This window comes from Streptomyces inhibens, from assembly GCF_003389455.1.
In the GTDB taxonomy this organism is placed as follows: Bacteria; Actinomycetota; Actinomycetes; order Streptomycetales; family Streptomycetaceae; genus Streptomyces; species Streptomyces inhibens.
This window is the reverse complement of sequence record NZ_QUAC01000111.1, coordinates 1-26,563: the sequence shown is the minus strand read 5'-3', so window position 1 is coordinate 26,563 and position 26,563 is coordinate 1. Positions and strand designations below refer to the sequence as shown.

Here is a 26,563-nt window from a genome sequence, read left to right as displayed (position 1 = left end):
CCGCCGGTTCGGCCGACGCGGGCGCGCCGCCGGCCAGTTGGGTGTCGGGGCCGGGGGCTCAGGGCGCGCCGGTGACCCAGCCCACGCCGCTGCCACCGTCGGCGCCGCAGCCCGCGCCCTCACAGCAGCCCGTCTCCTTGCCGCACCCCGCCCCCGCGCCACAGCACAACGCACCGCAGGGCCGGCACAACGCGCCACAGGGGCAGTACGGCGCCACGGGCGGTCAGGCGGCAGGCTTTTCGTACGCGACCCCCGGCGCCGCCTGCGACCCGCCCGGTGTGGTGCCCGGTCCGCCCGTGGGCACTACGGGCGCCCACCTGTACCCGGCGAGCCCGCCCGAGCGGGACACCCAGCGGCTGCCCGCCCCCGGCCGTCGTCGTGTGGTGCTGGCCGTGGCGGCGGTGCTCGCCGTGCTCGCGGCCGGCGGCGGGGTGACGTACGCACTGGTCGGCGGCGGTGAGAGCGATACGGTCGCGGACGGCGGGCGGCAGTCGGCGGAGCCGGCCGGGACACCGGGCGGTCCGGGTACGCGGAGCCCGGCCGGCGGTAAGGGCGGCAAGGGCGACAAGGAAGACAGCAAGGCCAAGGCCAACGATCAGGGCACGGGCAAGGACGGGGGGAAGGGTGCTTCGTCGTCCGCTTCGGGCAAGCCCTCCGGCGGCGGGACGTCCGGTGACCCCAAGCCCGGTGGCGCGGGCGGGACTTCGGGCGATCAGAGCGGCGACGCGGGCGGCAGCCAGGGCGGCAGCCAGGGTGGCACCGACGGCGGCAGCGGTTCGGGTGGTGCGTCCGGTGGCGATGCGTCGGGTGGGTCCGGCAGCGGTACCAGCGGTGGCAGTGGCGGCGGCGACCCGGCCCCGGGGACATCGTGTGTGTCGATCGGGGGCGGTAAGGCCAACTGCGACGTATGGCGCACCGCGAACTCGTACACCCAGTCCTTCCAGCAGGTCGGCACCCTGAACATGGGCACCAACTACTTCTACTGCCAGGCGAATCTGGGCCGTCGGGAGACGTACGGGAAGTGGACGAACGTCTGGTGGGCCAAGACCGATGACGACAGCGGCAATGCCGGTGTCTATGTCAGCGTGGTCTACCTCAAGGGCGGCGCGAACGATCAGCCGATCCCGGGACTGCCCACCTGCTGAGTTCCGGTGGCGGGCGGCCGGGTGGGCCGGGCGGGCCGGGCCGTGAACCTACCCGACCTACCCGACCCACCTGGCCTGCTCGACCCATCCGGCGTCAACTACCCCGTCAGCAGCTGAACTTGGCGTCCCCCCAGTCGGCATGATCGTAGTCGATACCGTCCCCGCCATCGGTCACGACGAGCCGCACGGTCTGGGCTCCGGCGACCGAGGCGCTGACCGCCTTGGCGGCATCCGCCCCGGTCAGCGTGCCGGTCCCGGCGACGCGCCGGCCGTCCGCCCACACCTCGAAGCCGGCCGAGCCCTTGTCGCCGGACTCGTCGTCGATCCCGACCTGGGCGCTGAACGTCGAGCACCGCCCGCCGGTGTAGAAGCTGACCTCGCTGGCCGCGTGGACGCCCAGGCCCCTGGCGAAGCCGGTGCCTCCGATGGTGATCGGCCCGCCGTCGCCGGATGCGCTCTCCCCGACGCTGGTGTTCTTCTCGACCGGGCCCCAGCCGTTGGCGGCGGTGAGCCACGGCAGCTCGGCGGCGTACGCGGTCCCGGACGGGGGTGGCACCACGACATGGGCCGTACCGGGCAGGGCGGCGGTGACCCGTTCGCCGCGTGGCGAGCGGTAGTCGGCGGTGAGCGGCAGATCGTACGTGCCGGGCGCGGCGCCGGCCGGTGCGGTGATCCGCCAGCTGGTGGTGAGCGTCCTGCCGCCGGGCAGTGCGCGTGCCGTCGCGGGCGAGGTGGCCTTGATCTGCCACCCCTGCGGGGCCTTGAGCGTCACCGCGAGGTTCTTGGCGGGGGTGCCGCCGAGGTTACGGACGGTGGAGCGAAGGTCGGCGGGGGTGCCGGCCTCGACCAGCGGCGTACGGTCGGTGCCGGTCTCCACGGCCGGCGGGTAGTCGGCCCAGCGGCGGTCGGCGGAGACCCGGTAGACGGTGGTGCCGTGCGCCGGCACGGTCGCGGAGATGGTGCCCGTGGTGTGGGTGTCGCGGTGCTGCCACAGGTCGCGCAGACGGTAGCCGTCGGCCTGCGGGAGGCCCACGTCCTTGGCGGTGGTGGAGATCTGCTGCGGCTGTCCGGTCTCGTTGAACAGCGCCACCGCGCGGTCACCGTTCGCCAGTTGCCTGACCAGCGTCCAGCGGCCGGACTCGGACTTCAGCACGGTCGCCTGCTTGCCCAGTGCGTCCTGGTCGATCGCGATGACGTCCTTGTTGGAGAGGATCTCGAATGTCTCCGGGGTCGCCTTGCGCAGATCGGAGCCGATAAGCAGCGGCGCCGCCATCATCGACCACAGGGAGAAGTGGCTGCGGTACTCGGTGTCGGTCATCCCGCCGTTGCCGACCTCCAGCATGTCCGGGTCGTTCCAGCGCCCGGGGCCGGCGTACGGCGCCAGCGGCAGATTCTGCTTCGCGATCGCGAGCATGCTCGACCAGGAGTCGCTGATGTCGCCGGTCGTGCGCCATAGATGTCCTACGTCCGACGCCCACTCCCAGGGCTTGTTCTCGCCCCATTCGCAGATGCTGTAGACGATGGGCCGCCCGGTGGCCTTGAGCGCGTCCCGCATGGTGCGGTACCGCTGCTTGGCGTCCACACCGAGGTTATTGCAGTTGTCGTACTTGAGGTAGTCCACGCCCCAGTCGGCGAACTGCTGGGCGTCGGACTTCTCGTGGCCCAGGCCGCCGGGGAATCCGGCGGGGTTGCACGTCTTGATGCCGGCGCTCGTATAGATGCCGAACTTCAGGCCTTTGGAGTGGACATAGTCGGCCACCGCCTTGATGCCGTTCGGGAAGCGCTGGGGATCCGGTACGAGCTTGCCGTTCCCGTCGCGCGTGGGCAGCGCCCAGCAGTCGTCGAGATTGACGTACTGATAGCCGGCGTCCTTGAGGCCCTTGGCGATGAAGAGGTCGGCGATACCTTTGACCATCTCCTCGTTGAACTCCGCCCGGCAGTGCGTGGAGTTCCAGTTGTTGAACCCCATCGGGGGCGTCTTGGCGAGGCCGTCGGGCAGCCGGGGCGCCGGGGTGGTGCCGGTGGTGTGTGCGGTGTCGGCGGGGCCCGGGGTGTCGGGCGTACGAGCCGCGGCGGGCAGGGCGGTCACCCCTGCCGTACACAACAGCGCGGCGGACAGCGCTCCGACGATTCTTCGGTGACCTCGCCGTGGGGTGGTGCGGATATGAACGCGCATGCTTCGCGTCCTCCGTCTTCGCGAGAGATGTGGTGGGGGCATGTACCGGTCACTGGCGAGTGTTTACGGTAGGGCTTGTTGGAGTCTGTTGGAAGAGGAGCGGTAACGGTTCCTGCTTCGCCTGCCAAAACCCTTGACTCGACCTGCCCGTTCGGAGTGAGATCCCACCACTCGCGTTCGGTTCTGTTTGGTTCCACCCCTGAGGAGGGGGACATGGTCCAGTCAACGTTCAGCGGCTCAGACATGCACGGGGAAGCGGCAGGACGTCGGATGTCCCGCCGGACGCTGCTGAGGGGCGCGGCGCTCGGCGCGGGGGCCGTGGCCCTCCCGTCCCTGCTCGCCGCGTGCAGCAGCGGCCCGAGCGGCATCACGATGGGGTCCAACGCCTCGGACGCGGTGCCGAAGAAGGCCTTCGCCGAGGCGTTCAAGGCGTACGAAGAGAAGTCAAAGAAGTCGGTGAAGGTCAATACCGTCAATCACGAGAATTTCCAGGAGAACATCAACCGCTATCTCCAGGGCACCCCGGACGATGTCTTCATGTGGTTCGCCGGCAACCGTATGCAGTACTTCGCGCAGAAGGGGCTGCTCTCCGATATCAGCGATCTGTGGCGGGACTTCGACGGATTCACCGACGCGCTGAAGAAGCAGTCGACGGGGCTGGACGGCAAGCAGTACTTGGTGCCGTACTACTACTATCCGTGGGCCGTCTTCCACCGGAAGAGCGTGTTCAAGGAGAAGGGGTACGAGATCCCCAAGACCTTCGACGACTACCGGGCGCTCGCCAAGCAGATGCAGAAGGACGGGCTGGTGCCGTTCGCCTTCGGCGACAAGGACGGCTGGCCGGCGATGGGCACCTTCGACTATCTCAATATGCGCGCCAACGGCTACGACTTCCACATCGCGCTGATGAGCGGCCAGAAATCCTGGAACAGTCCGCAGGTCAAGCAGGTCTTCGACCTGTGGCGCGGGCTGATGCCGTATCACCAAAAGGGCGCCAACGGCCGCACCTGGCAGGAGGCCGCACAGAGCCTGGCGCAGAAGAAGGCCGGGATGACCGTGCTCGGACTTCCGCACCCCGGCCAGCAGTTCAGCGCCGCCGACCGGGAGGACCTGGACTTCTTCCCCTTCCCGGAAATCGACCCGGCGCACGGCCAGGACGCGGTCGAAGCGCCGATCGACGGATTTCTGATGTCGAAGAAGGCCAAGGACAAGGACGGCGCGAAGGACCTGCTGAAGTTCCTCGCCACGCCCAAGGCGGAAGACATCTACCTCAAGTCGGACCCCAACAACATCGCGGTCAACAGCGGCGCCGACACGGCCGCCTACACCCCGTTGCAGAAGAAGGCCGTCCAGCTCATTTCGGGCGCCAAGCAGATATCGCAGTTCATGGACCGTGACACCCGGCCCGATTTCGCCTCGACCGTGATGATCCAGGCGATCCAGCAGTTCCTCAACGCACCGGATGATATCGACGGCCTGGTGAACGACATCGAACGCCAGAAGAAGCAGATCTTCGCCGCCAAGTGACCACCGTCAGCCGACCGCTGTGAAGGACGGGGAGCGAACCGCCGTGCCGAACACCCGCGCACGGCGCGCCGGAAGACCGGGGCCGCGGCGTCACACCCGCCGCGACCTCGTCGTCCTCGGCGTGCTGCTGGGCATACCGATCCTGCTCGACCTCACCCTGATCTGGGGCCCGACGCTCGCCTCCGTCGGCCTGTCCTTCACCGACTGGGACGGCATCGGCGATATCCAATGGGCCGGCCTCAAGAATTACGACAACCTTTTCACCAACTACCCGCAATTCTGGCCGGCGGTCCGCCACAACCTCCTGTGGCTGGCGTTCCTCGGACTGCTCGCCGCCCCCTTCGGCCTGCTGCTCGCCGTCCTCATCGACCGCGGCGTCCGCTTCAGCCGCTTCTACCAGTCGACGCTCTATATGCCGGTGGTGCTCTCGCTCGCCGTCGTCGGCTTTATCGCCCAGCTGATCCTCTCCAGGGACCAGGGCGCACTGAACGCCGTCATCGGCGGCAAGAATCCCACCGACTGGCTGGGAGACCCCGGACTCAACATCTGGATGGTGCTGCTGGCCGCCTGCTGGCGGCACACCGGCTATGTCATGATTCTCTATCTCGCAGGCCTGAAATCCGTCGATCCCAGCCTCAAAGAGGCCGCCGCCATCGACGGCGCGAGCGAACGGCAGGCCTTCTTCCGGGTCGTACTGCCCACCCTGCGCCCGGTGAATGTCATCGTCGGCGTCATCACCGTCATCGAATCGCTGCGCGCCTTCGACATCGTCTACGCCATAAACAAGGGCCGCAACGGCCTGGAGCTGCTGTCCGTGCTGGTCACCGACAACATCATCGGGGAGGCGAGCCGGATCGGATTCGGCTCGGCGATCGCCGTCGTCCTGCTTCTGGTCTCCCTGGGATTCATCGTGACCTANGCTCGGCGATCGCCGTCGTCCTGCTTCTGGTCTCCCTGGGATTCATCGTGACCTATCTCGTCCAGGAACTGCGAGGGGAGCAGCAGCGATGACCACCCCTGCCACCACCGCGCCCCCCGTTCCGCGGCCGGCGCCCGCCGACCCCGGCCCGGCCCGCCGCCGCGGACGCTTCGGCGTCCAGATCTTTCTGACCGCCGTCTCGCTGGTCTTTCTCGCCCCACTGCTGCTGGCCGTCTACGCCTCGCTGCGCCCCTACGAAGAGACCGCGAAATACGGCTATTTCTCCCTGCCGCGCCATCTCTCCTTCGACTACTACCGCCAGGCCTTCGTCGACTCCGGTATGAGCAAGTACTTCCTGAACTCGCTCATCATCGCGGTCCCCGGTGTCCTGCTCACCCTCTTCCTGGCGTCCTTCGTCGCCTTCGCCGTCGCCCGGCTGCGCCTGCGCGGCGGCATCGTCGTACTGATGGTCTTCACCGCCGGAAACCTGCTTCCCCAACAGGTGATCGTCACCCCGCTCTATGTGCTGTTCAACAAGATTCCGCTGCCGTACTGGATGTCCGACTCCCTGACGATGTACGACTCCCTCTGGGCCGTCATCGCCGTACAGATCGCCTTCCAACTCGGTTTCTGTGTCTTCGTCCTGGCCAATTTCATGCGCACTCTGCCACGGGAAATCCTGGAGGCCGCGATCGTCGACGGAGCCGGGGTCTGGGCCCAGTACTGGCGCGTCACCCTTCCGCTCTGCCGCCCTGCACTCGCCGCGCTGGGCACCTTGCAATTCACCTGGATGTACAACGACTTCCTGTGGGGCCTGGTCTTCCTCTCCGACGGCGACAAACTCCCGGTCACCTCGGCGCTGAACAATCTGCGCGGCCAGTTCTTCACCGACTACAACCTGCTCGCGGCGGGCTCCGTCATCGTCGCGCTGCCCACGATCCTGGTCTTCCTGATCCTTCAGCGGCATTTCATCGCCGGACTGACCCTGGGAGCGAGCAAGGGCTAGGACGGACACACCCCGGGGGGTGTCCGGCGGATGAGTGCCGGGCACGCCTTGACGGACCGGATGCCGAACCGGCCGGTGGCCGGCGCGCGACCGCACGATGGGCCGCCGTCATATGCGCCTTCCCGTATGCCGGCGACGGTACGGAACCCGGTATGCGGGTGAGGGTTTCGGTACTGGAGGGGCTGGGGAGCGCTTGTTTGCCGGGGGCTTCGCGGCGGGGGATCGGTGACCGGCATCCTCCTCGCGATGCATTTCACGATCGGCTCGTCCATGGGCAGCGAAGGCTCCCTGGCCGGGCCGGTGGTCGAATGCGCAACGTTCCCGGCAGTGCGCGCGGCCCGTGGTCCCGAGCGTTTCCGTGGCAGGGTGTTGCGGGCAACTCACCTGGGTCTAGGGAAGAGGGGAAACCGTGATCGTCTGGCTGAACGGCACGTTCGGTGCGGGCAAGACCACTGCGGCTCATGAATTGCTCGACCTGCTTCCCGGAAGCACGCTCTACGACCCCGAACTCCTCGGCAGCGGACTGCGGTTGATGCTGCCGGCCAAGCGGTTCGAGGAGGTCGACGACTACCAGGATCTGCCGTCCTGGCGGCGGATGGTCGTGGACACCGCAGCGGCACTGCTCACCGAAGTGCCGGGCCCGCTGGTGACGCCGATGACGCTGCTGCGCCAGGAGTACCGCGACGAGATCTTCGGCTCCCTCGCCGCCCGCCGGATACCCGTACGGCATGTTCTGCTGCATGCGGAGGAAACGATCCTGCGGGCGCGCATAGCCCACCGCGAGGAGAGACCGGGCGACGACGGGACCAATGCGTCGATACGCCGCTGGAGTCTGGAACACCTCGGGCCCTACGCCGACGCGCTGTCCTGGCTCAAGGGCGATGCGCACGTCGTGGACACCACCCGGCTCACACCCCGGCAGACCGCCGAGCGGGTCGCCGAGGCCGTACGGACCGGCGCCGGCGCCTGCGACATCGTGCAGACCCCCGAACCCACCGCCGAGACGCTCGCCGCCGGCGTACTGCTCTTCGACGACCAGGACCGGGTGCTGCTCGTCGACCCCACCTACAAGGCCGGGTGGGAATTCCCCGGCGGCATCGTCGAACGCGGTGAGGCGCCCGCCCACGCCGGCGTACGGGAGGTCGCCGAGGAACTGGGCATCGAACTCCCGCGCGCGCCCCGGCTGCTGGTGCTGGACTGGGAAGCCCCCAAACCGCCCGGCTTCGGCGGCCTGCGGCTGCTCTACGACGGCGGCACCCTGACCGGCGACCGGATCAGCAAGCTGCTGCTGCCCGGCTCCGAACTCCGCGACTGGCGCTTCGTCACCGAGGCCGAGGCCGAGAAGATGCTGCCGCCGGTGCGCTGGAACCGGCTGCGCTGGGCGCTGCGCGCCCGCGAACAGGGCTGTCCGCTCCACCTGGAGGCGGGCGTCCCCGTCGGCTGACACCGGGGCCGAAGGATCGGGCGCCGCACCCAGGGCGCGGCGCCCGATCGCCCCTCAAGACAGTCGGGCCTCAGGCCCGGCTCTCCGCGTACTGCCCAAGGAACAGCGCCTCCGCCAGCGAGAGCCGCTCCAGCTCCTGCGGCGAGACGCTCTCGTTGACCGCGTGGATCTGCGCCTCCGGCTCGCTCAGCCCGATCAGCAGGATCTCCGCGTCCGGGTAGAGCCCGGCCAGGGTGTTGCACAGCGGGATCGAGCCGCCCATGCCCGAGGTCTGCATCTCCTCACCGTCGTACGCCTCCCGCAGCGCCGCCGCCATCGACGCATACGCCGGGCTGCCGGTGTCCGCACGGAACGGCTGGCCCTGCCCGATCTGCTCGACCGCGACCCGCGCGCCCCACGGGGCGGCGCTCTCCAGATGCGCGGCCAGCAGCTTCGTCGCCGCCACCACGTCCGTGCCCGGCGGCACCCGCAGGCTCACCAGCGCCCGCGCGCCCGCGTGTACGGACGGCGTGGCGCCGACCACCGGCGGGCAGTCGATACCCAGCACCGTGACGGACGGCCGCGCCCAGATCCGGTCGGCGACCGTGCCGTTTCCGGTCAGGTCGACGCCGTCCAGGACCTTGGCGTCCTTGCGGAAGTCCTCCTCCGGGTACTGCAGGCCCTCCCAGGTGGCGTCCGCGGCCAGGCCGTTCACGGTCGTCGAACCGTCCTCGGCGCGCAGCGAGTCCAGGATCCGGATCAGCGCCGCCAGCGCGTCCGGGGCCGCACCACCGAACTGGCCGGAGTGCAGATTGCCCTCCAGGGTGTCGACCTGGACGCGGACCAGCGTCATCCCGCGCAGCGTCGCGGTCACCGTCGGCAGCCCGACCCGGAAGTTGCCGGTGTCGCCGATGACGATGGCGTCCGCGGTCAGCAGCTCGGGGTGTGCCTCGGCGTACCGCTCCAGACCGCCGGTGCCCTGCTCCTCCGAACCCTCCACGATCACCTTGACGTTGACCGGAACCCCGCCGTGCTCCTTGAGCGCACGCAGCGCCGTCAGATGCATGATCAGGCCGCCCTTGCAGTCGGCGGCGCCGCGGCCGTACCAACGCCCGTCGCGCTCGGTCAGCTCGAACGGCGGCGAGACCCAGGCGGCTTCGTCCAGCGGCGGCTGCACGTCGTAGTGCGCGTACAGCAGGACCGTCGGGGCGCCGGCCGGGCCGGGCAGAAAGCCGTACACGGACTGGGTGCCGTCCGGGGTGTCCAGCAGCGCCACGTCCTGGAAACCGTCCGCCCGCAGCGCATCGACGATCCAGTTGGCGGCCGCCTCGCACTCGCTCTTGGGGAACTGGGCCGGGTCCGCCACCGACTTGAAGGCCACCAGCTCGGCCAGCTCGGTCCTGGCACGGGACTGCAGCGCGGCGACGGTGTGGGCGAGCGGGCTGTCAGACATGGAACGCTCCTTGTGGGCGTTGCGTTGTGCAGTACGGGCCGTCCGGGCCTCGTGAGCCGGACGGGCCGGACGCATGAGTGCCCCCGATCTTCCCACAGGCCCTTCGCGCAAGAGCGGCCCGTAGGATGCGGGCGGTACGCGCAGCCAGGCATCGAACAGGAGCAGAAGCACAGGTGAGCAGCGAGCGGGCAGCCGAGGACAACCAGCAGGTGTGGGACGTCGTGGTGGTGGGCGCGGGGCCTGCGGGCGCCTCGGCCGCGCATGCCGCGGCCTGTACGGGACGCCGGGTGCTGCTCCTGGAGAAGGCGGAACTGCCGCGGTACAAGACCTGCGGCGGCGGCATCATCGGTCCCTCGCGGGACGCACTGCCGCCCGGCTTCGAGCTGCCGCTGCGCGACCGGGTGCATGCGGTGACGTTCTCGCTGAACGGCCGGCTGACCCGCACCCGCCGCTCCAAGAACATGCTGTTCGGGCTCATCAACCGCCCCGAGTTCGACGCCCGGCTGGTCGAGTCGGCCAAGGACGCGGGCGCGACGGTCCGTACGGGCGTCACGGTCTCGCGGGTGGAGCAGCACGGCGCCGAGGTGCCGGACCGGCGGACCGTCGCGGTGGTGCTGGGCGACGGCGAGGTGGTGCTGGCGCGCGCCGTGGTCGGCGCGGACGGCAGCGCGGGCCGCATAGGGGCACACGTCGGGGTCAAGCTCGACCAGGTCGACCTCGGCCTGGAGGCGGAGATTCCGGTGCCCGAGCCGGTCGCCGAGGACTGGGCGGGCCGGGTGCTCATCGACTGGGGACCGATCCCCGGCAGCTACGGCTGGGTCTTTCCCAAGGGCGACACCCTCACCGTCGGCGTCATCTCCGCGCGCGGCGAGGGCGCGGCGACCAAGCGCTATCTGGAGGACTTCATCGGCCGGCTGGGCCTGGCCGGCTTCGAACCGAGCATCTCGTCCGGGCATCTGACGCGCTGCCGGGCCGATGACTCGCCGCTGTCCCGCGGCCGGGTGCTGGTGTGCGGCGACGCGGCCGGGCTGCTGGAGCCCTGGACACGCGAGGGCATCTCCTTCGCGCTGCGGTCCGGACGGCTCGCGGGGGAGTGGGCGGTGCGGGTCTCCGAGGCGCATGACGCGGTGGACGCCCGCCGCCAGGCCCTCAATTACGCCTTCGCCATCAAGGCGGGCCTGGGCGTGGAGATGAGCGTGGGGCGGCGGATGCTCGGTGTCTTCTCGCGCCGCCCCGGAATGCTGCACGCCGCCGTCACGAGCTTCCGCCCGGCCTGGCACGCCTTCGCGAAGATCACCCGCGGGACGACGACGCTGGCCGAGATGGTGCGCACGAACTCGCTGGCGCGACGGGCGCTGGAGGCGTTGGACCGGGGGTGAGGTCCCTCCACCGGGCTCAGGATTCGGTGATCCGGAAGACGGGGTGGCGCGGGGCCGCGGCGAGGAGTTCCTCGTCGGTGGAGTCCGCGGTGATCTCGCCGAAGTACGACTTGACCTCCCAGCCCCAGCGCTTGAGGTAGGCGCGCAGCAGCGCCGGGGTCTCGGCGGGCGGCACTTCGACGGCGGTGAAGGGGCGGGTGCGGCGGCCGACGCGGAGTTCGCCGCCGCCCGCCGCACGCATATTGCGTACCCACTCGGAGTTGCCGCGCGCCGAGACGAGATAGCGGCAGTCCTCGAAGGTCATCGGGTTGACCGGGACGCGCCGCCATTCGCCGCTCTTGCGGCCGCGGACGGCGAGGTCGGCCGAGCCGGCGAGGCTGATGCCGCGGCGGGCGAGCCAGCCGATGGTGCCGTTGAGACGGGCGGCGAAGCGGCCGGGCTTGAGGTAGTGGGTCATCTGGGACATGGCTTTCCTCGATTTCTGCGCCGGGCGGTGCTCGCGCGCTGCGTTGTAGGGCGCTCGCGGTCGTGAGCGCCGCACCCAATCGAGAGCACTGCTCTCGCTTACGAGCAGTGTGCACGCGAACGGCGCACCAAAGCAAGAGCACTGCTCTCGTTTTTGTGCGGTGCTCCGGAGAGTGGCACACTGCTCACCATGACTGCGATCCGAGGAGCCAGGGAACGGGCCCGTAGCGAAATCACCGAAGCCATCAAGGCCGAGGCCCGCAAACAGCTCGCCGCCGAGGGCGCCGCCAAGCTCTCCCTGCGGGCCGTCGCCCGCGAACTCGGCATGGCCTCCTCCGCCCTCTACCGCTACTTCCCCAGCCGCGACGACCTGCTCACCGCGCTGATCGTCGACGCCTACAACGCGGTCGGCGAGGCCGCCGAGCGCGCCACGACCGGCCTCCGCGGCCCCGACGCGGCCCGCCCCGTCGCCCGGTGGACCGCCATCTGCACGGCCGTGCGCGACTGGGCCCTGGCCCATCCGCACGAATACGCGCTCATCTACGGATCGCCCGTCCCCGGCTACCGCGCCCCCCGCACCACCACGGAGCCCGCCGCCCGGGTCGGCCTCGCGCTGATCGGCGTCGTACGCGACGCACACACCGCCGGCGCGCTGAAGGAGCCCGCGCAGCCACTGCCCGACGCGGTGGTGGGCGACGCCCTGGCGCTCGGCGCGGAGCTGGGCGTGGAGCTGCCCGGCGCCGTGCTGGCGCGGCTCGTCGGGGCCTGGGCGCAGCTCTTCGGGCTGCTGAGCTTCGAGCTGTTCGGCCAGTTCAACCGGGTGATCGAGGCCCGTACGGAATTCTTCGAGCAGGCCGTCCTGGAGCTCGCCCGCAGCGTCGGTCTCAGCACCCCGCGCTGAGGCGCCGCGCCCGCCCTCTACTCCCGTGGGAGTACGGCTGATCACTGCGCCGGGCTGACGCCGCCGGCCCCCACCGCGGTCTAGCGTGACGGCATGGAGAACGCACGGCCGCCGTGGGCGCGGCGCTGGCTCGGCCCGGCCTGGGAACGGTGGCTGTCGGCGCCGCCCGAGAAGCCGCCGGGCCGGCCCGGCGCCCGGCTGCCCTGGCTCTCGACGCTGGTCGTGACGGTCTTCGTGACGGTCGGCTCCGATTTCGCCGGGCACGACCAGCCGGACCGCGTCCCCGTGGACTCCTTCGCCTGCGCCCTGCTGATCGTCGGCACGGCCCTGCTGCTCTTCCGGCACCGTTACCCGCGCACCGTCGCCCTCGGCACCGCCGCCGCCGGCGCGGTCTACCTCGCGGCCGGCTACCCGTTCGGACCGGTCTTCCTCTCCCTCGCCCTCGGCGCCTTCGCGGCGATCGTCGCCGGATACCGCAAGGTCGCCTGGTGCGCGCTGGGCGGAGTGTGGGTGAGCCATGTCCTCGTCGTCCACTGGCTCTACCGCTGGCTTCCTCCGCACGGCGACCGGCCCGCCCCCTGGGGGCAGGAACTCTTCGTCACCGCCTGGGTGGTGGCCGTGCTGGCCCTCTCCGAGCTGGTACGGGTGCGCCGCGAACAGCTCGCCAGGGCGCGCGCCGAACGGGCCGCCGCCGAACGGCGCCGGGCCGACGAGGAGCGGCTGCGGATCGCCCGCGAACTGCACGATGTCCTCGCCCACAGCATCGCCGTCATCAACGTCCAGGCGGGCGTGGGGCTGGTGCTGCTGGACAGCGACCCGGAGCAGGCGCGGACCGCGCTGACCACCATCAAGGGAGCGAGCAAGGAGGCGCTGGGCGAGGTCCGCCAGGTCCTCGACACCCTGCGCACCCCGGGCGACACCCCGCGCTCCCCGGCCCCGGGCCTGGACCGGCTGCCCGAACTCACCGAACAGGCCAAGAGCGCCGGCCTCACCGTGGACATCACCACCGAGGGCGCGCCCGTCGTCCTCTCACCCGGTACCGACCTCGCGGCCTTCCGCATCGTCCAGGAAGCGCTCACCAACATCGTCCGGCACTCCGGCTCCCGCGCCGCCCGGGTGCTGCTCCACTACGCCCCCGGGGCGCTGGAGATCAGGGTCGACGACGACGGCCCGGCGACCTCCGGCCCGGGTGAGCCGGCCGGCGGCGGCAATGGCCTGGTCGGGATGCGGGAGCGGGCCGCGGCGCTGGGCGGCACCATCGAAGCCGGCCCGCGCCCGGACGGCGGCTTCCGGGTCCGGGCCCGTATCCCGCTGGCCGGCCGAAAGGCCCGGGACCGGGCCCCGGGTGCGGATACGGTGACCTAGACCGCCACCAAGGAGGAGTCGTGATCCGGGTACTGCTCGCCGACGACCAGCTGCTGGTCCGGGCCGGCTTCAAGGCGCTGCTGAACGCCCAGCCCGACATCGAGGTGGTCGCCGAGGCCGCGGACGGGCAGCAGGCGCTGGCCGCGGTCCGCGAACACCGCCCGGACATCGTCCTGATGGACATCCGCATGCCGGTGGTGGACGGTCTGGTCGCCACCCGCCGGATCACCGAGGACCCACAGCTGCCCGAGGTGAAGGTCGTCATGCTGACCACCTTCGAACTGGACGAGTACGTCTTCGAGGCGATCCGGTCCGGCGCCTCCGGCTTCCTGGTCAAGGACACCGAACCGGAGGAGCTGGTACGGGCGGTGCGCGCGGTCGTCGCCGGCGACGCGCTGCTCTCGCCCGGCGTCACCCGCCGCCTGATCGCCGAGTTCGCGGCCCGCTCCAAGGAGCCGGCCGACGCCGGCACCCTCTCCGAACTCACCGAGCGGGAACGGGAGGTGATGGCACTGGTCGGCATCGGCCTCTCCAACGAGGAGATCGCCCGCCGTCTGGTCGTCAGCCCCCTCACCGCAAAAACCCATGTCAGCCGCACCATGGTCAAACTGGGCGCCCGCGACCGGGCCCAACTGGTCGTACTCGCCTACGAGTCGGGCCTGGTGCGCCCCGGCTGGCTGGGCTGAAACCGGACGCCGTCCCGGCTGCCGCTGTCGCCGCGGAGCCGCACGACGCGGGGTGCGGCTCGCGGCGTATGCGGCGCCCAGGAGAAGGCCCCCAGGGCTCAGATGCCCGCGCGCTCCTTCCACAGGCGGGGCAGTGCCTCATCGCCGGTGATCGTCATGGCGTCCCACGGCAGGCGGTTCCACAGTGCGAGATACAGCTCCTCGGCCGGGCCCTCGATCGTGCAGTCCGCCGGCTTCGCGGCCTCGCTCGGCCCGTCCGGGGCGGATGTGCGCACCATGCGCGGCGGTGCGTCGGAGAGGTGCACGGTCCACTCGGCGCCCGGTGAGTCCGTCGCGCGCACCCGGAGCGTGCGGGGCACGTCCGTACGGAGCGCGCTGCGGTCCAGGGAGTGAATGCCCGTCAGGAGTTCGTCGATGCCGTCGGCGGCGAAGGCGGACGGGAGGGGGGTGAGGGAGGCGCCGAGCGCCTGCTGGGCGTCCACGCGGTGCACCGATGTCTCGTGCGCCTGGCGACGGGCCCAGAACGCCAGCGGGGACGGGGCGGGCCAGAAGCTCCAGGCCGCCAGGTCCCGCGGGGCCGCATGCAGCGCGAGGACGAGGTGGTGGTGGCCTTCGCGCAGCCAGGCCACCAGTTCGTCGTCAGTCAGGTCGGGGGCCTCGGCGGGACGGCTGGGCTGTTGCGCTCCCTGCGTCACGATCTCCGTCGCCCAGCGGTGGACCCGCCCGATGTGGGTGACCAGATCGCGCATCCGCCACTCGGGACAGGCCGGAATCGTGGCGTCCGGGCCCGCTTCCTCGGCGGCGTCGGCGAGCAGTGCTCCGTCCAGCCGGAGCGTTTCGACGAACTCAGTGATCTCCATGCCCACGAGTGTGCCAGCCGGCACTGACAACGGACCGTCGCGGGCCCCGGCGGCGGCCGCGCAGCGCGCGGTACACCAGCCCCAGCAGCAGCGCATTGACCAGTGCCGCAACGGCCGTCGCGGCCATCAAGTACCCCACGGGGGCGCCGGATCCGCCCCAGAACGCATCGCCCGCCAACCACAGCGGGAAGACCGTGGGGGCGGTGAGCAGCAGCGCCCAGACGCCGGAGAACGAGGCGTCGGGGTGGTGCACCGCCAGGCCGTCGACCAGCGCGAACAGCACCGCGGCGAGCACCAGGGAGAGATAGCCGAGGGAGAGTGGGTTGGTGAAGGTCAGGCGGAGCAGGGCGCGTGGCCGGTGCGGTCGGGGACCGGCCGGCCCGTCCGCCGGGCGCGGGCCGTGGGTCCCGCCGTCCTGGTGCCGGTGTGCGGCGTCGTCCATGCCCTTGTCCCCGTCCGTCTGCCGATGGTGCCCCGCGTGCGGCTCAACTGCCGCACGAAAGGAGGAGCGCGGGTACGCACAGTGCGCGTACCCGTGGGCGGGCCGGTGAATCACGTCCTCCCGGTGTGGTGTGCCCGGCGGGTCGCATACGCGATACCCGCGGCGAGAGCGGCGAGCAGCGCGACCGTGGTCAGCGCGGTGGGCAGGGTGTACGCCTCGGTGAGGAAACCGATGGCGGGCGGGCCGAGCAGCATGCCGCCGTAGCCCACCGTGGAGGCCGCGGCGACACCGTCGGCGCCACCGGCCTCGCCGGCCCGGGCGATGGCGATCGGGAAGATGTTGGCGAGCCCCAGACCCGCGACGGCGAAGCCGAGGCAGGCCGCCCAGGCGGTGGGGGCGAGTGCGCCGAGCAGCATGCCGGCGGTCGCCGTCGTACCGCCCGCGATCAGCGCCCGCGCCGGTCCGAAGCGCTGCACCACGGCGGTCCCGGACAGCCGTCCGGCGGTCATCGCCAGCGCGAACACCGCATATCCGGCGGCGGCCAGGCCGGGCCCGGCGGCCAGGTCCTGGGACAGATGCAGCGCGCCCCAGTCGGCCATGGCCCCCTCGCCGTACGCGGTGCACAGCGCGATCAGGCCGAAGACGAGCACCAGGCGGCGCCCGCGGCCGGCGGGGCCGGTGCGCGGCCCGTCCGCCGACACAGGCAGCCGCTCGGGAACCACGGGCGCCGGGTGCGCGCGCAGCGACCGCCCCGCAACGGCCGTCACCAGCAGGCCGATCACGGCGAGCAGCAGCAGATGGACGGTGGGGGAGAGGCCGCCCGCGATCAGCGCGCCGAGCCCCGCGCCGAGCATCCCGCCGAGGCTGAAGGCGGCGTGGAAGCTCGGCATGACGGGGCGTCGCAGGGCGCTGATGAGGTCGACGGCGGCGCTGTTCATGGCGACGTTGAGCGAGCCGTACGCGGCGCCGAAGACCAGCAGGACCAGGCCCAGGGCGGTCGCCGAGTGGGTGAGCGGCGGCAGCACGATGCTCAGCGCGAGGGCGGCGGCGGAGGCGGTGGTCACGGCATGGCTGCCGAACCGTCGGCACAGCCGTCCGGTGATCATCATGAAGGCGACCGCGCCCGCCGACACGCCGAGCAGGGCGAGCCCGAGGGCGCCCGCGTCGGCGCCGGTCTGCGCCTTGATGGCAGGGATACGGACGACCCATCCGGCGAAGAGGAAGCCGTCCATGGCGAAGAATGCGGTGATGGCGAGACGGAGGCGGGCCAGGCGCGGATCGGTGGGGACACAGCCGCGACCCCCCGCAAAGGCCGTCCGTATTTTGTTTAGCGTCGGCACAAAGCCAGAATAGGGGTGTGACCCAGACTCGGACAACCAGGTTGGAGCGGGGCCGTAGCGCCCTCGGCCCTGCACTGGAGCTCGTACACACCGGACGCGCACCCACCCGCGCGGTCCTGACCTCCGAACTCGGCGTGACCCGCGCGACCGCGGGGGCGGTGGCCGCCGAGCTCGAAGCGCTCGGACTGATCACCGTCGACTCCCGGCCGACCGCCTCTGCCGGCTCCCAGGGGCGCCCCTCCCACCGGCTGTTCGTCAACGAGCGCGGCCCCGTGGTGCTCGCCGCGCAGATCCACGCCGACGGCTACCGCGTCGCGCTGGTCGGCCTCGGGGGCCGCATCGTGGCGACGTCGCCCGGCTGCGGCACCATCCCCGAGGACCCGGCCCATGTCCTCGCCGACGCCGTCGCGGCCGGCTCCGAGCTGCTGCGCGAGACCGGCCGACGCTGCCTCGGCGCCGGCCTCGCGGTGCCCTCCGCGGTCGCCGAACCGGACGGCGAGGCCCTCAACCCGCTGCACCTCGCCTGGCCTTCGGGCGCTCCCGTACGCGAACTCTTTCTGCGTGCACTCACCGACGCCGGCATCCCCGGAGTCACCGAGGCGATCGGCTTCACCGGCAACGATGTCAACCTCATGGCGCTCGCCGAACACCGGCACGGCGCCGGCCGGGGCGCCCGCGATCTGCTCTGTGTGGCCTCCGGCCACCGGGGCGTCGGCGGGGCGCTGGTGCTCGACGGGCGTCTGCACAGCGGCAGTTCGGGCCTGGCGCTGGAGGTCGGCCATCTGACCGTCAACCCCGAGGGCGCGCCCTGTCACTGCGGCAGCCGCGGCTGCCTGGACATCGAGGCGGACCCGCTCGCCTTCCTCGGCGCCGCCGGCCGCGAACCGGGCCCCGAGGTCTCGCTGCTCCAGCAGGCCGCCGACCTGCTCCGGCACGAGTACGCCGATCCGGGCGTACGCGCCGCGGCCGACCTCCTCATCGACCGCCTCGGCCTCGGCATCGCCGGACTCGTCAACATCCTCAACCCCGACCGCATCATCCTCGGCGGACTGCACCGAGCCCTGCTGGAGGCCGACCCGGAGCGGCTGCGGGCGGTGGTCGCCGACCGCAGTCTGTGGGGCCGCAGCGGCGGGGTACCGATCCTGCCCTGCAGCCTCGACCACAACAGCCTGGTCGGCGCGGCGGAGCTGGCCTGGCAGCCGGTGCTGGACGATCCGCTGGTCGTCCTGGAGCGGTGAGGGGCGCGGGCGGCGTACCGCGCTGGGGCACGGATCAGGGTTCTGGCCGGCCCTGATCCGCAGGACGGCCCTACGCTGCGGCCATGATTCCCGAAGCGCTCGCCCGCAGCCCGTACATCAGCCTGGTCACGTACCGCAAGGACGGCAGCCCGGTCCCCACCCCCGTATGGGCGGTGGCCGAAGGGGCGGAACTCCTGGTGTGGACGCGGGACGACAGCTGGAAAGTGAAGCGGCTGCGCAACGACGCGCGGGTGTCCGTCACCCCGTGCGATGTGCGCGGCCGGATCGCCGAGGGCGCACAGACCGTCGAGGGCACCGGCCGGCTTCTGGAGGGCGGTGCCGAACTCGGCCGGGTGCGCCGGGCGATGGCGCGCAAATACGGGCTGCGGTTCCGGCTGATGGACGGCGTCGGCGCGCTGCTGCGCGGGGGCAAGCGGCCGCATGTGGGGATCTCCGTCACCCTGTGACGCGGTGTCCGGATGCCGTGCCCGCCCAGTCGGCGGCGAAGGCCCGCGCCGGGTTGGCGGTCAGACACTGCGTCACCAACTCCTCGCCCAGGGCGAGTTCCAGCCGCGCCCGTTGGCGGCGCAGCAGATACGGCATGCCGGGGCCGCCGTTCACCGACCTGGCGCCGGCCGTCGTGGTGTCGCCGCCGAGCAGGATCCGGTCGCCGTAGCCCGCGTCGGCGAGCGCGGCCAGCGCGTCGGGCAGCCGCCAGTCGGTCGCGTGATGCGCGCGCGAGGGGCCGTCGAAGGCCAGATAGGCGCCGGCGCCGGCGGCCGCCTGGTGTACGGCGAGATCCGGTGAGCGGTTGAGATGGCCGAGGATCACCCGGTCCGGCGGGACCGCCAACTCGCCGCAGAGCAGATCGAGTACGTCCAGCGCGCCGGTGCCCAGCTCCAGATGGACGCCGATGGCCGCACCGGTCGCCCGCTGGGCCTCGGCGGCCGCGGCCATGGTGTACCGGGCATGCCGGTCCAGACCGTGGAAGCCGCCGGCCACCTTGATCATCCCGGCACGGGGGCCGCTGCCGCCGATCCCTTCGGTCAGCTCGGCCACGAACAGCCCGGCCGGATCCGCGCCGATCCGCTCCAGCACCTCGGGGGCGTAGTGCACCGCCTGGTGCAGCCCGGTGGCGGCGACGATCCGTACCCCCGACTCCCTTGCCAGCCGCGGCAGTTCGGCGGCGCCCCGGCCCATGCCGTACGGCGTCCACTGGATCACCGCCGCACCGCCGGCCGCGCGGAAGGCGGCCAGCTCGGCGGCCGCGGCCCCGGCGTCGGCCAGCTCCTGGCCCGGTAGTTGGGGGCTGCGCAGAAACAGATGGTCGTGCGCGTCGCAGACGCCGAGGTCGGCCGGGGCGATATCGCCCAGGACCGTACGGACGGCGGGAGCGGGGGGAGCGACGGGCCCGTGCGCGGGCGCCGGGTTCACCACTGCCGCCCCGCGCCCAGCCGGGCGGTGCCGGGGGCGGACAGATGCAGCACCTGGTAGCGGTCGCCCGCCGACTCCGGGGCGGCGTCCGCCCAGAGGGTGAAGTGGACCAGTTCCCAGTGCCGCGGATCGAGCGCCAGCGCGGTGCTGTGCACACCGTCCGACGCGGCCAACTCCTCGTGACCGGCCACCGCGTTCGCGATGACGGTGGCCACATCGGCGCTCTCGGGGAGGGATTCGGTCCGCCGGGTGAAGGCGCGTGGGAGGGCCCCGGCGGCGGGGCCGGGCCGGTGGAACAGTCCTTGCCAGTGCTGGACGACCGGTCGTCCGAAGTCGCGGACCACACCGCGGAATCCGTCGCCGAGGAGGAAGCGGTTCATTGCCTCCGGGTCGGCCCAGAGGTAGAACGGCGCGTACTGATTGACGGGCGAGCCGTCGACCCCGCGCTCACGGACTCCGTATGCCTTGAGGCCGAGCCCCTCGAAGTCGTCCAGGAGGGGGCCCTTGGACTTCACACGGTGCCGGATGATCTGCATGTCGTAGTCGGCGGGCAGGGTGATCGCGTACTGCATGGCGTGCATGTCGGGCTCCGTACGGGGCGGGGGAGGGGGCGGTCCTGTCGTGGGCGGTTGTGTCGCCGGTGGTTGTGCCGTGGGCGGGTTACGGCGGTTACGGCGGCTACGCGCCCGGGTACTCCTGCGCGCCGACCAGGTCCGCCCACTCGATCGTGGTGCCGTCGGCGGCGGCCTCGACGGTGGCCAGGTGCGTCATAAAGGTGTCCGGTGCCGCGCCGTGCCAGTGCCGCTCGCCCGGCGCTATCCAGACGGTGTCCCCGGCACGGATCGGCTCGACGGGGCCGCCCGCGCGCTGCACCAGACCGGCGCCCTCGGTGACATGAAGGACCTGGCCGTGCGGGTGGGTGTGCCAGGCGGTGCGGGCGCCGGGGGCGAAGTGGACGCTGAACATCCGCAGTCGGGAGGGCGCCGGCGGGGCGGCGATCTCGTCGAGCCAGACGCTGCCGGTGAAGTGCGCGGCGGGGCCGGGTCGGCTGGCGGGGCGTTGTCGGGTGATCTCCATGGGGCGGGGCGCTCCTGGTGGTGGGTCGGTGCGGGGTGGGTGCGGCGCCTGTCCGGCGTTGAGCCGCAGGTCGGGCGCTAGTTCGTGGTGCCCGTGCGGGGTGCGTCGGCTGTTTCGACTGTGCCGGGTGCGTCGACTGTGACCTGCGTGGCGAGCAGCATCAGCACGCCCCGTACGGCCGCGTCGAACGGTGCGGTGTCATCGGCCGCGCGGGCCAGTACATAGCCGCCCTGGACGACGGCCGCGACGGCCGCGGCGAGGGCTGCCGGATCCGGACCGGCGGCCAGCTCGCCACGGCGCTGCCCCTCGGCGAGGACCTCGGTGATCCGGCCCTGGAGCCAGCCGAACATCTCGTCCAGCGGCGCGCGCAGTTCGGGGCTCTGCACCACATCGCGGTCCTGGGTCATCCGGCCGATCGGGCAGCCGCGCAGCACCTTCCGCTCGCGCTGCAGATAGGCCGCGATGCGGTCGTACGCCGTGCCGGGGGCGGACAGGCACTCCTCGGCGGTCTCCTTCATGCCCTCCGCGGTGCGCCGGATCGCCGCCAGTGCGAGATCGGACTTGCCGGAGAAGTGGTGGTACATGCTGCCCTGGCCGACGCCCGCGCGCTCCAGGATCGCCTTGGGACTGGTGCCGACATAGCCCCGCTCCCACAGCAGCTCCTGGGTGCTGCGCACCAGCCGTTCCTGGGTGCCGAGCTGTTCCTGAGTGCTCATGGCCGCACTGTACATACTAGTAGTTACAAAGATCAAGAACGGCCGGGCGATGTGCGTTCAGGGGGCGCTGAGAGGCGTACGGAGCAGATGCGCACGCTGTGCGTACTTCCCCGGTGGTACGGGCAAAGCCGCTGGCCGTACGACGACCGGCGGCCCCCGGAAGGCGAGGCTCGAAGAAGACCGGAAGCCCGATCTCCGGCGGGACCGGAAGCACCCGGTCCACCCTTCCCGCATCGAGGAGTTGATCGCGATGTTCGAACTCGCCGAACCCTGGTCCGGCGGCGGCCCCGGCCCCTGGATCCTGTTCGTCCCCGTCCTCTGGGCGCTGGTGATCTTCGGTGTGGTCACGCTGCTGCGCCGCACCGGCCGGTGGCACGGCGGGCCCGGCCGGCAGTTCCGCGGCCCGCAGCCCACCGCCCGCGGTGACGTACCCTCGCCCATCGCCGTACTCGGCCGGCGGTTCGCCGCGGGTGAGATCGACGAGGAGGAGTACTGGCGCCGGCTCTCCGTCCTGGAGGAGCACTTCGCCGTCGGGCCCAAGGGGGGTACGGCATGACGGCCCACGACTTCGGGACGACGGCCGTGGGCGACCCGACTGCGACCTGATCGCCGACCATCGGGGCGACGGCTCGCGACGGACCGCCTGACCAGCCGGCCCCAGCGCCAGTCAGCCGACCTTCGCGCCCCGTATCCGGGTCCGGGGATCGGCCGTCGTGCGGGCGTCCTCCAGCGGCAGCGGCTCCCAGTACGCCCGCACCGCACGAGCCTCCTCGGGGCCGGTGGTCAGCGCCGGCAGGGTGAACCACACGACCTTGCCGCCGTCCTCGGGGCGGACCCCCCAGCTCTCGCTGAGGGCTGCGATCAGCGCCAGACCGCGGCCGCAGGTCTCCCAGTTGTCGGCGGCCCGGATCCGTGGCAGTCGCGGATCCTCGTCGTGCACCGAGACCGTCAACTGATCGAGGAGCACACACAGTTCCACCGTGCACTGCTTGCTGGGACGGGCGTGCCGGTGGACATTGGCGAGGAGTTCGGTCACGCCGAGCGCCGCGGGGTCTATCAAGGCGTCGAGACGCCAGTACCGCAGCTGCGCGGAGACAATTCTGCGCACATGTCCGATGCGAGCCGGAACGGCTTGGAGCTCCACCGTGCAGTGCCTGCTGGGCTGCCTGATCACGACCGCGACTCCCTGATGAGGCCGGGCGCCCCCCGTACCTGGCAGGGCGAAGATCGGATCCAGCGATGCCCGCTGCACCACAGCGTCACCGCTGGTGAACCCTCAGTGATACGAGTCCAGGGTCAGGCAGCCGGGGCGCTCCCGCAACCGCACCACCTCGGCCGGGGCGGGCGTTCAGGTGCGTGGCGGACGTGCCGCCTCCAGGGCCTTGAAGAAGAGTTCCGGGGTCCCGAGGGTGAGCGAATAGCGGTGCCCGTTCAGCGTGGCCAGCGCCCGGTCCCGCGCCGCGAACAGCGGCTTGTGTGCCTCCACGGCCTGCAGCGGGGCGCTGTCGATCTCCGTGCCGTAGCTGGTCAGCAGCGCGAGTCTGCCGTCCCTGATGACGACCTGCCCGGCGCGGGTCAGCGACCGCAGCCACCGCTCGATCCGTACGCCGGTCGCGTTGAATTCCGGCTCCGCCATGGCCGGCACCTCCTCGGTGAGACGGGCAGCTGCCCTTCACCGCCCCTTGTGGGAAGTTTGCCGGTAGGACGCCAAGTGCACCAGTGCCCCCCGGCGTGCAGCGCCCGCAATACCCCTCTCCCAGGGCCTCCTTGGGGTATCTCAAAGCGATGTTTATGCAGGTGAGAAGGGTGCGGGGGATGGTTATAGTCGGAATCTGCCCGGCGTTGTGCACGGGCTTGGACACCCCTGAGGAGCGCGCCGGTGAGCACCGTACAGACGCCGCAGAGCCGGCCCGACCGCGAGGCCGGGGGCGAGGCCCCGATGCCGGCCATCGATGTCGACCGCACGGATCCGGACTACCGAATCTGGCTCAAAGAAGCCGTCCGCAAGGTCCAGGCGGACGCCAACCGCACGGCCGACACCCACCTCCTGCGCTTTCCGCTGCCCGAGGAGTGGGGCATAGACCTCTACCTCAAGGACGAGTCGACGCACCCCACCGGCAGCCTCAAGCACCGGCTGGCCCGCTCGCTGTTCCTCTACGGGCTGTGCAACGGCTGGATCCGCCCCGGCAAGCCCGTCATCGAGTCCTCCAGCGGCTCCACGGCGGTCTCCGAGGCGTACTTCGCCTCGCTGATCGGAGTGCCGTTCATCGCTGTGATGCCGGCCACCACCAGCCGTGAGAAGACCCGGCTGATCGAATTCCACGGCGGCAGCTGCCATCTGGTCCAGGACCCGCGGACCGTCTACGAGGTCTCCGCCCGGCTCGCCGCCGAGTCCGGCGGCCACTACATGGACCAGTTCACCTACGCCGAACGCGCCACGGACTGGCGCGGCAACAACAACATCGCCGAATCGATCTACCAGCAGCTGCGGCTGGAGCGCTATCCCGAGCCGGCCTGGATCGTGGCCACCGCGGGCACCGGCGGCACCTCCGCGACCATCGCCCGCTATGTCCACTACATGCAGCACGACACCCGCGTCTGTGTCCCGGACCCGGAGAACTCCTGTTTCTTCGACGGCTGGCTCACCGGCGACGTCAAGACCGGCTGCGAGACCGCCTCACGTATCGAGGGCATCGGGCGGCCGCGGATGGAGCCGAGCTTCGTGCCCGGCGCGATCGACCGGATGATGAAGGTCCCGGACGCGGCCAGCGTCGCCGCCGTACGCGCGCTGGAGACGGCGATCGGCCGCAAGGCGGGCGGCTCGACCGGGACGGGGGTGTGGAGCGCCCTGAAGATCGTCGCGGAGATGGTCGCCGAGGGCCGTACGGGCTCCGTCGTCACCCTGCTCTGCGACCCGGGCGACCGCTACCTCGACAAGTACTACTCCGACGACTGGCTGGCCGCCCAGGGCCTGGACATCGCGCCCTACGCGCGCACCCTCGACACCTTCCTGGCGACGGGCGTCTGGCCTGGCTGAGTCCGCCGAAGGGGGTGCGGCGGGCCTGCGGCGGGCCTGCGGCGGGGGTGTGGCGGGGCCGCGGCGGCCCGTGATGGGCCTGTGGAGGCCTGCGATGGGCCTGTGGCGGGTCTGCCGGCCGTCCGTGCGGCCGGACCCCGGCCTCGGGTGAGCGGCCGGCCGCCGCGGCGGCACCCCTGCGCCCCGCTCAGGCCTTGGCCAGCCGCCGGTCCAGGGCCCGCGCCGACTCGCGGAAGGCGCGGCCCAGGCCCGGCCTGGCCAGCGTCATCGCGAAGCGGAACGGTGCCGGGCCGTCCGCCGCGAACGTCCAGCGCAGCCGGGTGCCGCCGCCCGCCGGCGTCAGCCGCCAGTCCTCCAACAGGGCCCGCAGACCAGGGGCGTTGGTGGTGTCGACCCGGTAGGCGTAGTGCTCGTCGGGCTCGGCCGCCAGGACCGTCTCGGTGAAGCGGGTGCCGCCCGTCAGTCGCACCTCCCGGCCCCTGCCGCCGTGCGTCGGCGCCGACCGCGCCACGCCCGTGAACCAGCACGACCAGCCCGCCACATCGTCCGCCAGCGCCGCATACACCGCCTTGGGCGGGGCGGCGACCTCCGCGGCGAACACCAGCCGCAGCTGGGCGGACTCGACGAAGTCGAGCTCGACGGGGCGGAGTCGGCGTGCCATGGGACGAGCACCCCCTACGGGACGGTCGGCGGGCCGGGGCGTGCGCCCGGCGCCGCACACCATAGCTGGCGGACCGTCAGATGTCTGCGTCCGCCGGCTGCTCGCCCGCCACCACCAGCTCCGGCGGCAGCTCGGCGAACTCCGCCCGCGCCTCGGCGGACAGCCCGCCATCCGTCACCAGCACATCCACCTGGTCCAGCGTCGCGAACGAACTCAGCCCGACCGTGCCCCACTTGGTGTGGTCGGCGACCACCACCACCCGCCGCGCGGACCGCACAAAATGCCGGTTGGTCTCCGCCTCCGCCAGATTCGGCGTGGACAGCCCCGCCTCCACCGATATGCCGTGCACGCCGAGGAACAGCACATCGAAGTGCAGCGAACGGATCGCGGCATCCGCCACCGGGCCCACCAGGGTGTCCGACGGCGTACGCACCCCGCCCGTCAGCACCACCGTCGCGGCCCCCGCGCGCGGCCCGGCACCGCCGCTGGCCGCCGCCCGCTGCGCCCCGTAGAAGACATCGGCCACCCGCACCGAATTCGTCACCACCGTGAGATCCGGCACCTCCAGCAGCTGCTGCGCCAGCGCGAACGCCGTCGTGCCGCCCGCCAGCGCGATCGCGCTGCCCGGCGCCGCCATCTCGGCCGCCGCCTTGGCGATGTCCTCCTTGGCGCTCAGCTCCAGCGCCGACTTCGCCTCGAAACCGGGCTCGTGCGCGCTCGGTTCGCTGACCGGCACCGCGCCGCCGTGCACCTTTTCCACCATGCCCTGACGGGCCAGCGCGTCCAGATCCCGACGGACCGTCATGTCCGACACGCTCAGTTTGCGGGTGAGTTCATTGACCCGCACCCCACCGCGCCGCCTGACCTCGTCGAGAATCAGGGCACGCCGCTGCTCCGCGAGGAGATTCTGGTTGTCACTCACCCCGGCCCGTCCCTTCCGCCCGGCTCGCTGTGTCGGGTCGTACCCGCCGGCTGCCGCCCGCGATCACTGGTTCCCACATCCTCGCACGAGGCACCGACAGTGACGCCTGTGAGGCGCTGATGGGGACGTCGATGAGGTACTGATGGTGACGTTGGTGCTGGTGCTGGTGCTGGTGCTGGTGCTGGTGCTGGTGTCGGTGCGTGGGTGGTCTCTGCCGATGCCGGTGTGCGGGTGGTCTCTGCCGGTGCCGATGCCGTTGTGCGGGTGATGTCCGCCGATGCCGATGCCGATGCGCGGGCGGTCTCCGCCGGCACCGGCACCGGTACCGGCGCGAGCCGCGGCCGGCGTCCACCCCGGCCGCGGCTGCTCGGCGCGCGGCAGGGCCCGCCGG

Annotated in this window: 26 protein-coding genes and 2 pseudogenes; 14 read left to right on the top strand and 14 right to left on the bottom strand. The window is 71.7% G+C overall.

Annotation, left to right across the window (positions count from 1 at the left end; translation table 11 throughout):
• Positions 1–1,145 (top strand): annotated as a pseudogene (locus tag DY245_RS14435) (serine/threonine protein kinase); the annotation flags it as partial.
• A 106-nt stretch (positions 1,146–1,251) separates the two neighbouring features.
• Here DY245_RS14435 and DY245_RS14430 read toward each other — a convergent pair.
• A complete protein-coding gene (locus DY245_RS14430; RefSeq protein ID WP_181923669.1) occupies positions 1,252–3,321 on the bottom strand; it encodes an NPCBM/NEW2 domain-containing protein in 2,070 nt (689 codons plus the stop codon).
• A 270-nt stretch (positions 3,322–3,591) separates the two neighbouring features.
• On the opposite strand from DY245_RS14430, the gene DY245_RS14425 reads away from it, so the two are divergent.
• From DY245_RS14425 to DY245_RS14410, 4 genes and pseudogenes are all read left to right on the top strand, one after another.
• Positions 3,592–4,848 carry an ABC transporter substrate-binding protein gene (locus DY245_RS14425; RefSeq protein WP_128507331.1) on the top strand — a complete coding sequence of 419 codons (1,257 nt, stop codon included), beginning with the start codon at positions 3,592–3,594 and terminating at the stop codon, positions 4,846–4,848.
• 43 nt (positions 4,849–4,891) lie between these two features.
• Positions 4,892–5,766 (top strand): annotated as a pseudogene (locus DY245_RS14420) (carbohydrate ABC transporter permease); the annotation flags it as partial.
• An 89-nt stretch (positions 5,767–5,855) separates the two neighbouring features.
• Positions 5,856–6,773: a carbohydrate ABC transporter permease gene (locus tag DY245_RS14415; protein WP_128507329.1), complete on the top strand. Its 918-nt coding sequence runs from the start codon at positions 5,856–5,858 to the stop codon at positions 6,771–6,773.
• Positions 6,774–7,182: 409 nt separating this feature from the next.
• Positions 7,183–8,217, top strand: a complete 1,035-nt coding sequence (locus tag DY245_RS14410) for an NUDIX hydrolase (RefSeq protein ID WP_128507327.1) — start codon at positions 7,183–7,185, stop codon at positions 8,215–8,217.
• Positions 8,218–8,287: 70 nt separating this feature from the next.
• Here DY245_RS14410 and DY245_RS14405 read toward each other — a convergent pair whose 3' ends face one another.
• Entirely contained in the window at positions 8,288–9,649 is a 1,362-nt protein-coding gene (locus DY245_RS14405; RefSeq protein ID WP_128507325.1) for a dipeptidase, read from the bottom strand.
• 173 nt (positions 9,650–9,822) lie between these two features.
• Between DY245_RS14405 and DY245_RS14400 the strand changes: the two genes are divergently transcribed.
• Complete coding sequence (locus DY245_RS14400) at positions 9,823–11,028, top strand: geranylgeranyl reductase family protein (protein WP_128507323.1); 1,206 nt, start codon at positions 9,823–9,825, stop codon at positions 11,026–11,028.
• A gap of 16 nt (positions 11,029–11,044) precedes the next feature.
• On the opposite strand, the gene DY245_RS14395 is transcribed toward DY245_RS14400, so the two are convergent.
• A complete protein-coding gene (locus tag DY245_RS14395; protein WP_128507321.1) occupies positions 11,045–11,494 on the bottom strand; it encodes a nitroreductase family deazaflavin-dependent oxidoreductase in 450 nt (149 codons plus the stop codon).
• 189 nt (positions 11,495–11,683) lie between these two features.
• Here DY245_RS14395 and DY245_RS14390 point away from each other — a divergent pair, with 189 nt between their 5' ends.
• From DY245_RS14390 to DY245_RS14380, 3 genes are all read left to right on the top strand, one after another.
• Complete coding sequence (locus DY245_RS14390; protein WP_128507318.1) at positions 11,684–12,394, top strand: TetR/AcrR family transcriptional regulator; 711 nt, start codon at positions 11,684–11,686, stop codon at positions 12,392–12,394.
• A gap of 93 nt (positions 12,395–12,487) precedes the next feature.
• Positions 12,488–13,759 carry a sensor histidine kinase gene (locus DY245_RS14385; RefSeq protein WP_128507316.1) on the top strand — a complete coding sequence of 424 codons (1,272 nt, stop codon included), beginning with the start codon at positions 12,488–12,490 and terminating at the stop codon, positions 13,757–13,759.
• Positions 13,760–13,779: 20 nt separating this feature from the next.
• A complete protein-coding gene (locus tag DY245_RS14380) occupies positions 13,780–14,445 on the top strand; it encodes a response regulator transcription factor (protein ID WP_128507314.1) in 666 nt (221 codons plus the stop codon).
• Positions 14,446–14,543: 98 nt separating this feature from the next.
• Here DY245_RS14380 and DY245_RS14375 read toward each other — a convergent pair whose 3' ends face one another.
• From DY245_RS14375 to DY245_RS14365, 3 genes are all read right to left on the bottom strand, one after another.
• Complete coding sequence (locus DY245_RS14375; protein WP_128507312.1) at positions 14,544–15,305, bottom strand: maleylpyruvate isomerase family mycothiol-dependent enzyme; 762 nt, start codon at positions 15,303–15,305, stop codon at positions 14,544–14,546.
• Positions 15,292–15,747, bottom strand: coding sequence for an SCO4225 family membrane protein (locus tag DY245_RS14370; RefSeq protein WP_244943038.1), 456 nt, complete (start codon positions 15,745–15,747; stop codon positions 15,292–15,294). The genes DY245_RS14375 and DY245_RS14370 overlap by 14 nt, the downstream gene beginning before the upstream one ends.
• 110 nt (positions 15,748–15,857) lie before the next feature.
• Positions 15,858–17,087: an MFS transporter gene (locus tag DY245_RS14365; protein WP_181923668.1), complete on the bottom strand. Its 1,230-nt coding sequence runs from the start codon at positions 17,085–17,087 to the stop codon at positions 15,858–15,860.
• Positions 17,088–17,104: 17 nt separating this feature from the next.
• On the opposite strand from DY245_RS14365, the gene DY245_RS14360 reads away from it, so the two are divergent.
• Together DY245_RS14360 and DY245_RS14355 are read left to right on the top strand one after the other, a co-directional pair.
• Entirely contained in the window at positions 17,105–18,325 is a 1,221-nt protein-coding gene (locus DY245_RS14360) for an ROK family protein (protein ID WP_128507310.1), read from the top strand.
• 83 nt (positions 18,326–18,408) lie between these two features.
• Positions 18,409–18,792 (top strand): PPOX class F420-dependent oxidoreductase, encoded by a 384-nt coding sequence (locus DY245_RS14355; protein ID WP_128507308.1) that lies wholly within the window; start codon positions 18,409–18,411, stop codon positions 18,790–18,792.
• Here DY245_RS14355 and DY245_RS14350 read toward each other — a convergent pair.
• The 4 genes from DY245_RS14350 to DY245_RS14335 all read right to left on the bottom strand — a co-directional run bounded on the left by DY245_RS14350 (position 18,782) and on the right by DY245_RS14335 (position 21,552).
• Positions 18,782–19,762 (bottom strand): phosphotriesterase family protein, encoded by a 981-nt coding sequence (locus tag DY245_RS14350; RefSeq protein WP_425329384.1) that lies wholly within the window; start codon positions 19,760–19,762, stop codon positions 18,782–18,784. The two genes, DY245_RS14355 and DY245_RS14350, sit on opposite strands and share 11 nt — an antisense overlap.
• Complete coding sequence (locus tag DY245_RS14345; RefSeq protein WP_128507304.1) at positions 19,756–20,340, bottom strand: DUF4865 family protein; 585 nt, start codon at positions 20,338–20,340, stop codon at positions 19,756–19,758. The genes DY245_RS14350 and DY245_RS14345 overlap by 7 nt, the downstream gene beginning before the upstream one ends.
• Positions 20,341–20,437: 97 nt before the next feature.
• Positions 20,438–20,836 (bottom strand): (R)-mandelonitrile lyase, encoded by a 399-nt coding sequence (locus DY245_RS14340; RefSeq protein WP_128507302.1) that lies wholly within the window; start codon positions 20,834–20,836, stop codon positions 20,438–20,440.
• Positions 20,837–20,913: 77 nt separating this feature from the next.
• Positions 20,914–21,552, bottom strand: coding sequence for a TetR/AcrR family transcriptional regulator (locus DY245_RS14335; RefSeq protein ID WP_244943037.1), 639 nt, complete (start codon positions 21,550–21,552; stop codon positions 20,914–20,916).
• A gap of 250 nt (positions 21,553–21,802) precedes the next feature.
• Between DY245_RS14335 and DY245_RS14330 the strand changes: the two genes are divergently transcribed.
• Complete coding sequence (locus DY245_RS14330; protein ID WP_128507297.1) at positions 21,803–22,108, top strand: SHOCT domain-containing protein; 306 nt, start codon at positions 21,803–21,805, stop codon at positions 22,106–22,108.
• Between the two features lie 111 nt (positions 22,109–22,219).
• Here DY245_RS14330 and DY245_RS14325 read toward each other — a convergent pair whose 3' ends face one another.
• Together DY245_RS14325 and DY245_RS14320 are read right to left on the bottom strand one after the other, a co-directional pair.
• Positions 22,220–22,726, bottom strand: coding sequence for an ATP-binding protein (locus DY245_RS14325; RefSeq protein WP_128507295.1), 507 nt, complete (start codon positions 22,724–22,726; stop codon positions 22,220–22,222).
• 174 nt (positions 22,727–22,900) lie between these two features.
• Positions 22,901–23,188: a hypothetical protein gene (locus DY245_RS14320; protein ID WP_128507293.1), complete on the bottom strand. Its 288-nt coding sequence runs from the start codon at positions 23,186–23,188 to the stop codon at positions 22,901–22,903.
• A 303-nt stretch (positions 23,189–23,491) separates the two neighbouring features.
• On the opposite strand from DY245_RS14320, the gene DY245_RS14315 reads away from it, so the two are divergent.
• Positions 23,492–24,589: a PLP-dependent cysteine synthase family protein gene (locus tag DY245_RS14315; RefSeq protein ID WP_128507335.1), complete on the top strand. Its 1,098-nt coding sequence runs from the start codon at positions 23,492–23,494 to the stop codon at positions 24,587–24,589.
• Positions 24,590–24,776: 187 nt separating this feature from the next.
• Here the strand turns inward: DY245_RS14315 and DY245_RS14310 are convergent, their stop codons facing one another.
• Together DY245_RS14310 and DY245_RS14305 are read right to left on the bottom strand one after the other, a co-directional pair.
• Positions 24,777–25,250, bottom strand: coding sequence for an SRPBCC family protein (locus DY245_RS14310; protein ID WP_128507291.1), 474 nt, complete (start codon positions 25,248–25,250; stop codon positions 24,777–24,779).
• A gap of 76 nt (positions 25,251–25,326) precedes the next feature.
• Positions 25,327–26,172 (bottom strand): DeoR/GlpR family DNA-binding transcription regulator, encoded by an 846-nt coding sequence (locus tag DY245_RS14305; RefSeq protein WP_128507288.1) that lies wholly within the window; start codon positions 26,170–26,172, stop codon positions 25,327–25,329.
• A gap of 142 nt (positions 26,173–26,314) precedes the next feature.
• On the opposite strand from DY245_RS14305, the gene DY245_RS47515 reads away from it, so the two are divergent.
• Positions 26,315–26,440 (top strand): hypothetical protein, encoded by a 126-nt coding sequence (locus DY245_RS47515; protein WP_280524972.1) that lies wholly within the window; start codon positions 26,315–26,317, stop codon positions 26,438–26,440.
• The last annotated feature ends 123 nt before the right edge of the window (positions 26,441–26,563 follow it).

Excerpts from the sequence above, each read along its gene's own strand:
- DY245_RS14425 (WP_128507331.1), top strand. The coding sequence starts at position 3,592 with ATGTCCCGCCGGACGCTGCTGAGGGGCGCGGCGCTCGGCGCGGGGGCC.
- DY245_RS14330 (WP_128507297.1), top strand. The coding sequence starts at position 21,803 with ATGTTCGAACTCGCCGAACCCTGGTCCGGCGGCGGCCCCGGCCCCTGG.
- DY245_RS14320 (WP_128507293.1), bottom strand. The coding sequence starts at position 23,188 with ATGGCGGAGCCGGAATTCAACGCGACCGGCGTACGGATCGAGCGGTGG.
- DY245_RS14375 (WP_128507312.1), bottom strand. The coding sequence starts at position 15,305 with ATGGAGATCACTGAGTTCGTCGAAACGCTCCGGCTGGACGGAGCACTG.
- DY245_RS14430 (WP_181923669.1), bottom strand. The coding sequence starts at position 3,321 with ATGCGCGTTCATATCCGCACCACCCCACGGCGAGGTCACCGAAGAATC.
- DY245_RS14310 (WP_128507291.1), bottom strand. The coding sequence starts at position 25,250 with ATGGCACGCCGACTCCGCCCCGTCGAGCTCGACTTCGTCGAGTCCGCC.
- DY245_RS14390 (WP_128507318.1), top strand. The coding sequence starts at position 11,684 with ATGACTGCGATCCGAGGAGCCAGGGAACGGGCCCGTAGCGAAATCACC.
- DY245_RS14345 (WP_128507304.1), bottom strand. The coding sequence starts at position 20,340 with ATGCACGCCATGCAGTACGCGATCACCCTGCCCGCCGACTACGACATG.
- DY245_RS14415 (WP_128507329.1), top strand. The coding sequence starts at position 5,856 with ATGACCACCCCTGCCACCACCGCGCCCCCCGTTCCGCGGCCGGCGCCC.
- DY245_RS14340 (WP_128507302.1), bottom strand. The coding sequence starts at position 20,836 with ATGGAGATCACCCGACAACGCCCCGCCAGCCGACCCGGCCCCGCCGCG.
- DY245_RS14335 (WP_244943037.1), bottom strand. The coding sequence starts at position 21,552 with ATGAGCACTCAGGAACAGCTCGGCACCCAGGAACGGCTGGTGCGCAGC.
- DY245_RS14315 (WP_128507335.1), top strand. The coding sequence starts at position 23,492 with ATGCCGGCCATCGATGTCGACCGCACGGATCCGGACTACCGAATCTGG.
- DY245_RS14355 (WP_128507308.1), top strand. The coding sequence starts at position 18,409 with ATGATTCCCGAAGCGCTCGCCCGCAGCCCGTACATCAGCCTGGTCACG.
- DY245_RS14395 (WP_128507321.1), bottom strand. The coding sequence starts at position 11,494 with ATGTCCCAGATGACCCACTACCTCAAGCCCGGCCGCTTCGCCGCCCGT.
- DY245_RS14385 (WP_128507316.1), top strand. The coding sequence starts at position 12,488 with ATGGAGAACGCACGGCCGCCGTGGGCGCGGCGCTGGCTCGGCCCGGCC.
- DY245_RS14405 (WP_128507325.1), bottom strand. The coding sequence starts at position 9,649 with ATGTCTGACAGCCCGCTCGCCCACACCGTCGCCGCGCTGCAGTCCCGT.
- DY245_RS47515 (WP_280524972.1), top strand. The coding sequence starts at position 26,315 with ATGGTGACGTTGGTGCTGGTGCTGGTGCTGGTGCTGGTGCTGGTGCTG.
- DY245_RS14370 (WP_244943038.1), bottom strand. The coding sequence starts at position 15,747 with ATGGACGACGCCGCACACCGGCACCAGGACGGCGGGACCCACGGCCCG.